Genomic DNA, 7,867 nt, shown 5'->3' with positions numbered 1-7,867 from the left:
GTACTGCACTCGGGAGGGTGTGGGAGAGTAGGACGCCGCCGGACTCAAACGTATGGAAAGGCCCACCCCGGGAATGGGGTGGGCCTTTCTGCGTTTGTGCTTGCGCCGGCGGGAAGGCTTGGCGCCGGCGGGGACGGTTTTGGGCGGGAAAGCGCCCACTCCGGGCGGTCAGGCTTGATCCCTGCGTGGGCACTTCCCCGCCCAAAACCTTGCCGGGTCGCTTTGGCGGGCGCGGCGCGCTTTCGTTTCGCTCTGGCGTGGGCCTTCGCCCCCGCCTGTGCGCCCCAGCCTGTGCGCCCCAGCCTGTGCGCCCCAGCCTGTGCGCCCCAGCCTGTGCGCTCCCGCCTGTGCGCTCCCGCCTGTGCGCTCCCGCCTGTGCGCTCCCGCCTGCGCGCTTCGCTGTCGCGGGGCGCTTTCTTGCGGTGGCTTGGAAGGCCTTAGTCGCGGGTTTGGGTTGCGGTTCGGATCTGGCGCATCAGGGTGGCCGCGTCGGATTCGGGGCGGTCCAGGAACATTGCGACCGCCAGGCTTCCGTGGTCGGCCCAGCCGCAGACGGCCAGGTTTGTGCCGTCGGACGTTGTGGTGCCGCATTTCATCGTGCCGCCCAGTTCGCCGGCGTCCACCTCGTTGAGGCCGGTGACGGGGCTCTCCTCGTCACCCAGCAGGGTGAAGGCCTTCTCCAGCTCCTCGTCGGGCGACCACAGGAGTCTCGTACCGCCGAAGAAGAGGACGTTGCGCTCGTCGGCGCCGGTGTAGACGGCGCCCACGGCCTTGTCCATGGTGATCTCCGCGGAGATGGCGCTGCGCAGGTACTCGGCGGTGCTGCTGGCGTCCTCGCTGTCGTCCAGGGTCAGGTCGCCGATGGTGGACGGGATGGACAGGGTGGTGTGGCGCTGCGTGTTCACCTGCCAGCCGACGTAACCGAGCGTGACCGACCCCGCCCCGATCGCCACCAGCAGGGCACCGAGCAGGACGGTGCGTACCTTACGGCCCGTGGTGGTCGGGGGGCGCTTTCCCCCATCGGCCGACTCATCGGCTGGACCAGCCGACCCGGCCGAGGTGGCGGGACCGGGCTCGGCGAGCCGGAAGGGGCCGTCGCTGATCTCGATGGGGGAGGGCTTGTCCGCGCGGGACTGTGCGCCGGGAGACTGTGCGCCGGGGGACTGTGCGCCGGATTCCGGAGAGGGAGAGTCGGCGGGCGAAGACATCACGCGAGCCTATCCTCCCCCGAGGGACAAGGTGTCGGTACCGGCTCCGTAGACTTGTCGGGTGACCGATGCGACCGAATCCCGTACTCCCGACAGCCGGCCCACCGGTGGCCTCTCCGCCCAGTACCAGCCGGGCGAGGTAGAGCAGCGGCGGTACGAGCGTTGGGTATCGGAGGGCTACTTCACGGCGGACGCGAAGAGTGACAAGCCGCCGTTCACGATCGTCATCCCCCCGCCGAACGTGACAGGCTCGCTGCACGTCGGCCACGCCCTCGACCACACGATCCAGGACACCCTGGTGCGCCTCAAGCGCATGCAGGGTTACGAGGTGCTGTGGCTGCCCGGCATGGACCACGCCGGCATCGCCACGCAGAACGTGGTCGAGCGCAAGCTGGCCGCCGAGCAGCTGTCCCGGCACGACCTGGGGCGGGAGAAGTTCGTCGAGAAGGTCTGGGAGTGGAAGGCCGAGTCCGGCGGCGCGATCCTCGGGCAGATGCGCCGGCTCGGTGACTCCGTCGACTGGACGCGCGAGCGTTTCACCATGGACGAGGGCCTGTCCCGCGCCGTCCAGACGATCTTCAAGCGGATGTTCGACGACGACCTGATCTACCGCGCGAACCGGATCATCAACTGGTGCCCGCGCTGCCTCACCGCGCTCAGCGACATCGAGGTGGAGCACAGCGACGACGAGGGTGAGCTCGTCTCGATCCGGTACGGCGAGGGGGCGAACTCGATCGTCGTCGCCACCACCCGTGCCGAGACGATGCTCGGGGACACCGCGGTGGCGGTGCACCCGGACGACGAGCGTTACCAGCACCTCATCGGCACCGAGGTCGAACTGCCGCTGACCGGCCGCCGCATCCCGATCGTGGCGGACGAGCACGTCGACCCGGCGTTCGGCACCGGCGCGGTGAAGGTGACGCCGGCCCACGACCCGAACGACTTCGAGATCGGTCAGCGGCATGGCCTGCCGAGCCTGACGGTCATGGACGAGCGCGCGGTCATCACCGTACCCGGGCCGTTTGAAGGTCTTGATCGGTTCGAGGCTCGTCCGGCGATCGTCGATGCTCTGCGGGAGCAGGGACGGATCGTCGCGGAGAAGCGGCCCTACCTGCACTCGGTCGGGCATTGCTCGCGGTGCAAGACCACGGTGGAGCCTCGGCTGTCGCTGCAGTGGTTCGTCAAGACCGGGCCGCTGGCGAAGGCGGCCGGTGACGCGGTGCGGGACGGCCGGGTGAAGATCGAGCCGGCGGAGCTGTCCAAGCGGTACTTCGCGTGGGTCGACAACATGCACGACTGGTGCATCTCCCGGCAGCTCTGGTGGGGACACCGGATCCCGGTCTGGTACGGGCCGGACGGCGAGGTCGTCTGCGTCGGACCGGACGAGCAGCCCCCCGCGGGTGAGGGCTGGCGCCAGGACGAGGACGTGCTCGACACCTGGTTCTCGTCGGGTCTGTGGCCGTTCTCCACGCTGGGCTGGCCGGAGCAGACCGCCGAGCTGGAGAAGTTCTACCCGACCAGCGTCCTGGTGACCGGTTACGACATCCTGTTCTTCTGGGTCGCCCGGATGATGATGTTCGGTCTCTACGCGATGGACGGCAAGCAGCCGTTCGACGTGGTGAACCTGCACGGCATGGTTCGTGACGGCCACGGCAAGAAGATGTCGAAGTCGTTCGGCAACGTGGTCGACCCGCTGGACTGGATCGACCGGTACGGCGCGGACGCCACCCGGTTCACCCTGGCCCGCGGCGCGAACCCCGGTTCGGACGTGCCGGTCAGCGAGGAGTGGTGCCAGGGCTCGCGGAACTTCTGCAACAAGCTCTGGAACGCCACCCGCTTCGCGATGATGAACGGCGCCACGGTCGAGGGACCCCTTCCCGACAAGGCGGAACTGTCCGCCATCGACCGCTGGATCCTGTCCCGCCTGGAGCACACCATCGCCGAGGTGGACGGGTACTTCGCCGCCTACGAGTACGCCAAGGTCTGCGACACGCTCTATCACTTCGCGTGGGACGACGTCTGCGACTGGTACGTCGAGCTGAGCAAGCCGGTCCTGGCAGCCGGCAGCACGGCGACCCAGCGGGTCCTCGGGCACGTTCTCGACCAGCTGCTGCGGCTGCTCCACCCGGTCATCCCGTTCGTCACCGAGGAGCTGTGGATCGCGCTCACCGGCGGCGAGACCCTGATGAGGGCGGCCTGGCCCACGGTCGACAAGGACCTGATCGACGACGCCGCCGAGGAGGAACTCGCCGCCCTGCGGAAGGTGGTCACCGAGGTCCGCCGCTTCCGGTCCGACCAGGGCCTCAAGCCGAGCCAGCGGGTCTCCGCCGCGCTGACCGGCCTGGGCACCGTCGGCATCGACACGCACGAGCCGCTGATCCGCTCGCTGGCCCGGCTCGACGCCCCCGGCCCGCACTTCACGGCGACCGCGACCCTCGCGGTGACCGGGGCGATCACCGTCGACCTGGACACCCGCGGCGCGATCGACGTGGCGGCCGAGCGGGCTCGTCTGGAGAAGGACCGGGCGGCCGCCGACAAGGAGGCCACCCAGTGCCGGGCCAAGCTCGGCAACGAGTCCTTCATCGGCAAGGCGCCCGACCATGTCGTCGCGAAGATCAAGGATCGGCTGGCGACCGCTGAGGCGGACCTGGTGCGCATCGCCGCGGCTCTGGAAGCGTTGCCCGCCGCATGAGCACCGAATACGCCGAGGTCGAGGCCGCGCTGGACAAGCGCGGCTTCACCCGCATGGTCTTCGACATGCAGAAGATCCGGGACCTGATGGACGTGCTGGGCAGCCCGCAGCGGGCGTACCCGGCGATCCATCTGACCGGCACCAACGGCAAGACCAGCACGGCGCGGATGATCGACGCGCTGCTGCGGGCGCACGGGTTGCACACCGGGCGCTACACGAGCCCGCACCTGGAGACGGTCCGGGAACGGATCAGCCTGGACGGTGATCCGGTCTCCGAGGAGAAACTGGTCACCACGTACCAGGAAATCGCGCCGCTCGCCGAGCTGATCGACGCGCGCAACGCCGAGCCGCTGACCTATTTCGACATGACGACGGCGATGGCCTACTCGGCGTTCGCGGACGCCCCGGTGGACATCGCGGTGGTCGAAGTCGGCCTCGGCGGCGAGGAGGACGCCACGAACGTCATCGAGGCCGGCGTCTGCGTGCTCACCCCGATCGGGCTGGACCACACCGAGTGGCTCGGCGACACGATCGAGGACATCGCCTGGCACAAGGTCGGCATCATCCACCAAAACGCAACGGTGATCACCGCGCTGCAGGACGAGGAGGCCATGCGGCCCATCCTCGAACGGTGCGCGGACATGGGCGCCACGCTCGCCCGCGAGGGCAGCGAGTTCGGCGTGATCAACCGGGCGCAGGCGGTCGGCGGGCAGGTGCTCACCCTCCAGGGGCTCGGCGGAATCTACGACGAGATCTTCCTGCCGCTCTTCGGCGCGCACCAGGCGCAGAACGCGGCACTGGCGCTCGCCGCGGTCGAGGCGTTCCTCGGCGCCGGCCCGAACCGGCAGCTCGAGGCCGACCTGGTCCGGGAGGGCTTCGCGCAGGTGGACTCGCCGGGACGGCTGGAACGCGTACGCAGCGCTCCGACGATCCTGCTCGACGGCGCGCACAACCCGCACGGCATGGCCGCCACCGTCACCGCGCTGGAGGAGGAGTTCACCTTCCGCCACCTGGTCGCGGTGCTCGCCGTCCTCGGCGACAAGGACGTGTCCGGGCTGCTCGAACTGCTCGAGCCGGTGGCGGCCCGGCTCGTCGTCACCCAGAACAGCTCGCCGCGCTCGATGCCGGTGGACGAACTGGCCCAGCTCGCGATCGACATCTTCGGTGAGGACCGGGTGAGCCTCGCCGAGACCATGCCGGACGCCATCGAGGAAGCGGTCGTGCTCGCCGAGGAGGACGCCTCCGGCGAGCTCAGCGGCGTCGGTGTGCTGATCACCGGCTCGGTGGTCACGGTGGCGGACGCCCGGAAACTGCTGAAGCGATGAGCGAGCATCAGGAAGGCGCGCGGCCTTCCGGCCTGAAGAACCCGGAGGGCGCGGTACGGGGTCTCGGCGCCGCCACGCTCTCCATGGAGGCGATCATCCTGTTGCTGGCGATCGCCCCGCTGAGTGTCATCGGCGGGGACCGCAAGGGCCCGGCGATCGCCGCGGTGGGCGTCGCGGCGGTTCTGGCGATCGTGCTCTGCGGCATGATGAAACGCAACTGGGCCTGGCAGGCCGGCAGCGTGCTACAGGTGTTGCTGCTCGCCGGCGGCCTGCTGCACTGGACGGTCGCCGCCGTCGGTGTCATCTTCGGACTGGCCTGGCTCTACGCCCTCCACGTCCGCCGCACCATCCTGGGTTGACCTCGCACTGATCGAAACCGGCCGGCAGCATTCCTGCCGGCCGGTTTTCGCGTCTATCGGACGGCCCGCCACTGGGTGATGGCGATGTTGTGGTTGTCCGGGTCGCGGAACGTCGCCGACCACAGCTCGAGCTTGCCGCCACGGTTCACCGCGCGGGGTGTGTGCACGAACTTCACACCCTTGGCGCGCAGCTCCTCGTAGACCGCCTCCACGTCGCCGACCTCGAGGTTGAGGTGTATCAACCGCCCCGCCTCGGCGGCCAGGTTGTGCACGGTGCGCAGCACGAGCCGGGTGTCCCCGGACGCGAGCACCGCGCTGTCCTCCCCGGAGTCGATCTCGTAGAACCCGAGCACGTCCCGGTAGAACGCGATCGACCGGCTCAGGTCGGTGACCAGGACCGTGATGCCGACGCCGTGGATCGCGCCGGCGGGGCCGGGCCGGGCGCTCGGATAGGCGGTGATCACGTCGGCGGCGTGCTCGTCGGGTTCCTGCCGCCCGCCGAAGTCCCCCCAGGGATTGCCAGGAGCTTCCTTTCGGGTACGGGGGGAGGACTCCTGCACCCGATCTTGGGAGACGGTTTCGACGGGGATGTCGTCGGCCGGGGGTGCGACGACTCCGGCGGCCATGGCGGGGGCGGCGGCCGGGGTGGTTTCCGGCGCGGGTTCCGGGTTGTCGTCGAGCGGGATGTCGATGTCGTCCACTTCCGGTGGGGGCGCGGTGGGCCCGGTCGCGGTCTCCGGTGGCGGCGCTGTCGGGAACGGCCGATCCGGAGTGGGCGCGACGGGTGGCGGCGCGACCGGCGACGGCTCGGATGTCATCGACGACGGGATGGGCTCCGGCCGTGATGCGAATCCGTTCGGCTCCGCGGCGGGCACCGAACCGGCGGCGAACGTCGACGAGGTGTGTGGCACTCCTGCTTCACCCGGTTGAGTGAAGAACCGGGTGCGCCCCGATGACGTCCGCGGTGTGTCGGCCGGTTCCTCCTCCTCGAGCGGGATGTCGATCGGCGGTTCCGGGTCGGCCGGTGCGGCCTCGGTTTCCGGTGTGGTGGCGGTCTCCGGTGTGGTGGCGGTCTCCGGGGCGGCCGCGGTCTCGGGCGTGCTCTCGGTGGATGTCCGCTGAGCCGGTGGCATCCCTGCGGCGGGCGGCGCCTGCGACTCCTGCTCAGGCTCGACGGTCTCCTGCTCCCGCTGGAGTGTCTGTTCGTCGCGCACTACCGTCTGTTCGCCGCGCTCGGTCGTTTGCTGGTCACGCTCGACGGTGTCCTCGTCGCGCTCGACGGTGTGCTCTTCGCGCTCGACGGTGTGCTCTTCGCGCTCGACCGTGGCGGTGGCCGTCGCGGCGCCACCGCGAGGGCGCGGGCTCGGCCGGACACCCGGCGGGCGGGTGGCGGACGCGGTGCCGGAGAACGGCGCCGACGCGGCGGAGAACGAGGCCGACGAGGACGACGCCGACGAGGACGACGGCGTCCCGGGACCCGGGCCGGGCTCCCCGGCCGGCTCGGAGGCGAACGCCGCCCCCGCCGCACGCCGGGGCAGCGGCGGCGGCTCGTCGTCAGCCCCCACCACCTGGCCCTCGACTATGGTCCCGGCGGGGGTGTCCCGCACCACGACCGGCGTGGTCGGCCCGGTGCCGTAGGCGACCCTCGGCGCGGGCGGCGGCGGGGGCGGAGGTTCCTCGTCGGTCTCGAACTCCCAGTCCCGTTCACGGCCCTCCCAGGGCGCCGGCCCGATGTCGCCGAGCAGGTCGTCGTCACGCTCGTCGGGCTCCTGGTAGGCGGGCTGGGCCACCGGCGGCGGATCGGCGTCGTCGTCGCGGAGCGGCGCGTCGTTCCAGTTGACCCGCACCCGGCGGGTGTCGTCGACGTCCACGGTGATCGGCACGGTGGCACCCACCGCCGGCCACTTGGCGACCGGGATCCGTGACTCGCGCAGCACCGTGTCGAACGTGCCCAGGCCGGGCGCCACCACGATGACCTCGATGTCGGCACGGCCGTACGCCGCCGAGACCGGGGCCGGCGGGATCGACTTGACCTCGGCGTTGCCGGCGACCGTGGCGCGGCCGCCGCGTCGCTGCACGTTCACCAGCGCGAGGACGACGGCAAGCGCGAGCACGGCGACGCCGAAGAGGGCCACCGGCCAGCTCGACATGCCGAGCCCGTAAACGATCACGAAGACCGCCAGCGTGCCCATGACCGCCGCCACCAGTTTGCGGGCCGGTGCGATGGGCCGGCCGGTCTGGTTCGCCACTGTGGACCTCCCGGTTGTTCCCGTCAGGTTATGG

Annotated in this window: 5 protein-coding genes; 3 read left to right on the top strand and 2 right to left on the bottom strand. The window is 70.5% G+C overall.

Going from position 1 to position 7,867, the window contains the following annotated elements:
* Positions 1 to 437: 437 nt before the first annotated feature.
* Entirely contained in the window at positions 438 to 1,208 is a 771-nt protein-coding gene (locus AB0F72_RS35740; protein WP_360441250.1) for a hypothetical protein, read from the bottom strand.
* Positions 1,209 to 1,269: 61 nt separating this feature from the next.
* Here AB0F72_RS35740 and AB0F72_RS35735 point away from each other — a divergent pair, with 61 nt between their 5' ends.
* The 3 genes from AB0F72_RS35735 to AB0F72_RS35725 are packed head-to-tail and all read left to right on the top strand — an operon-like array spanning position 1,270 to position 5,584.
* Positions 1,270 to 3,900, top strand: a complete 2,631-nt coding sequence (locus tag AB0F72_RS35735; RefSeq protein WP_360441247.1) for a valine--tRNA ligase — start codon at positions 1,270 to 1,272, stop codon at positions 3,898 to 3,900.
* Positions 3,897 to 5,225: a folylpolyglutamate synthase/dihydrofolate synthase family protein gene (locus AB0F72_RS35730; protein ID WP_360441244.1), complete on the top strand. Its 1,329-nt coding sequence runs from the start codon at positions 3,897 to 3,899 to the stop codon at positions 5,223 to 5,225. The genes AB0F72_RS35735 and AB0F72_RS35730 overlap by 4 nt, the downstream gene beginning before the upstream one ends.
* Positions 5,222 to 5,584 carry a DUF4233 domain-containing protein gene (locus AB0F72_RS35725; protein WP_360441241.1) on the top strand — a complete coding sequence of 121 codons (363 nt, stop codon included), beginning with the start codon at positions 5,222 to 5,224 and terminating at the stop codon, positions 5,582 to 5,584. The genes AB0F72_RS35730 and AB0F72_RS35725 overlap by 4 nt, the downstream gene beginning before the upstream one ends.
* A 53-nt stretch (positions 5,585 to 5,637) precedes the next feature.
* Here AB0F72_RS35725 and AB0F72_RS35720 read toward each other — a convergent pair whose 3' ends face one another.
* Positions 5,638 to 7,833, bottom strand: a complete 2,196-nt coding sequence (locus tag AB0F72_RS35720) for a VOC family protein (RefSeq protein WP_360441238.1) — start codon at positions 7,831 to 7,833, stop codon at positions 5,638 to 5,640.
* Positions 7,834 to 7,867: the final 34 nt, after the last annotated feature.

Source organism: Actinoplanes sp. NPDC023936, from assembly GCF_040639325.1.
Lineage (GTDB): Bacteria > Actinomycetota > Actinomycetes > Mycobacteriales > Micromonosporaceae > Actinoplanes.
Note: the sequence above shows the minus strand (reverse complement) of the source record. Positions and strands in the feature narration are given on the sequence as shown.

What these genes read in the sequence shown, in the direction of transcription:
- AB0F72_RS35730 (WP_360441244.1), top strand. Translation starts at nt 3,897, where the DNA reads ATGAGCACCGAATACGCCGAGGTCGAGGCCGCGCTGGACAAGCGCGGC.
- AB0F72_RS35740 (WP_360441250.1), bottom strand. Translation starts at nt 1,208, where the DNA reads ATGTCTTCGCCCGCCGACTCTCCCTCTCCGGAATCCGGCGCACAGTCC.
- AB0F72_RS35725 (WP_360441241.1), top strand. Translation starts at nt 5,222, where the DNA reads ATGAGCGAGCATCAGGAAGGCGCGCGGCCTTCCGGCCTGAAGAACCCG.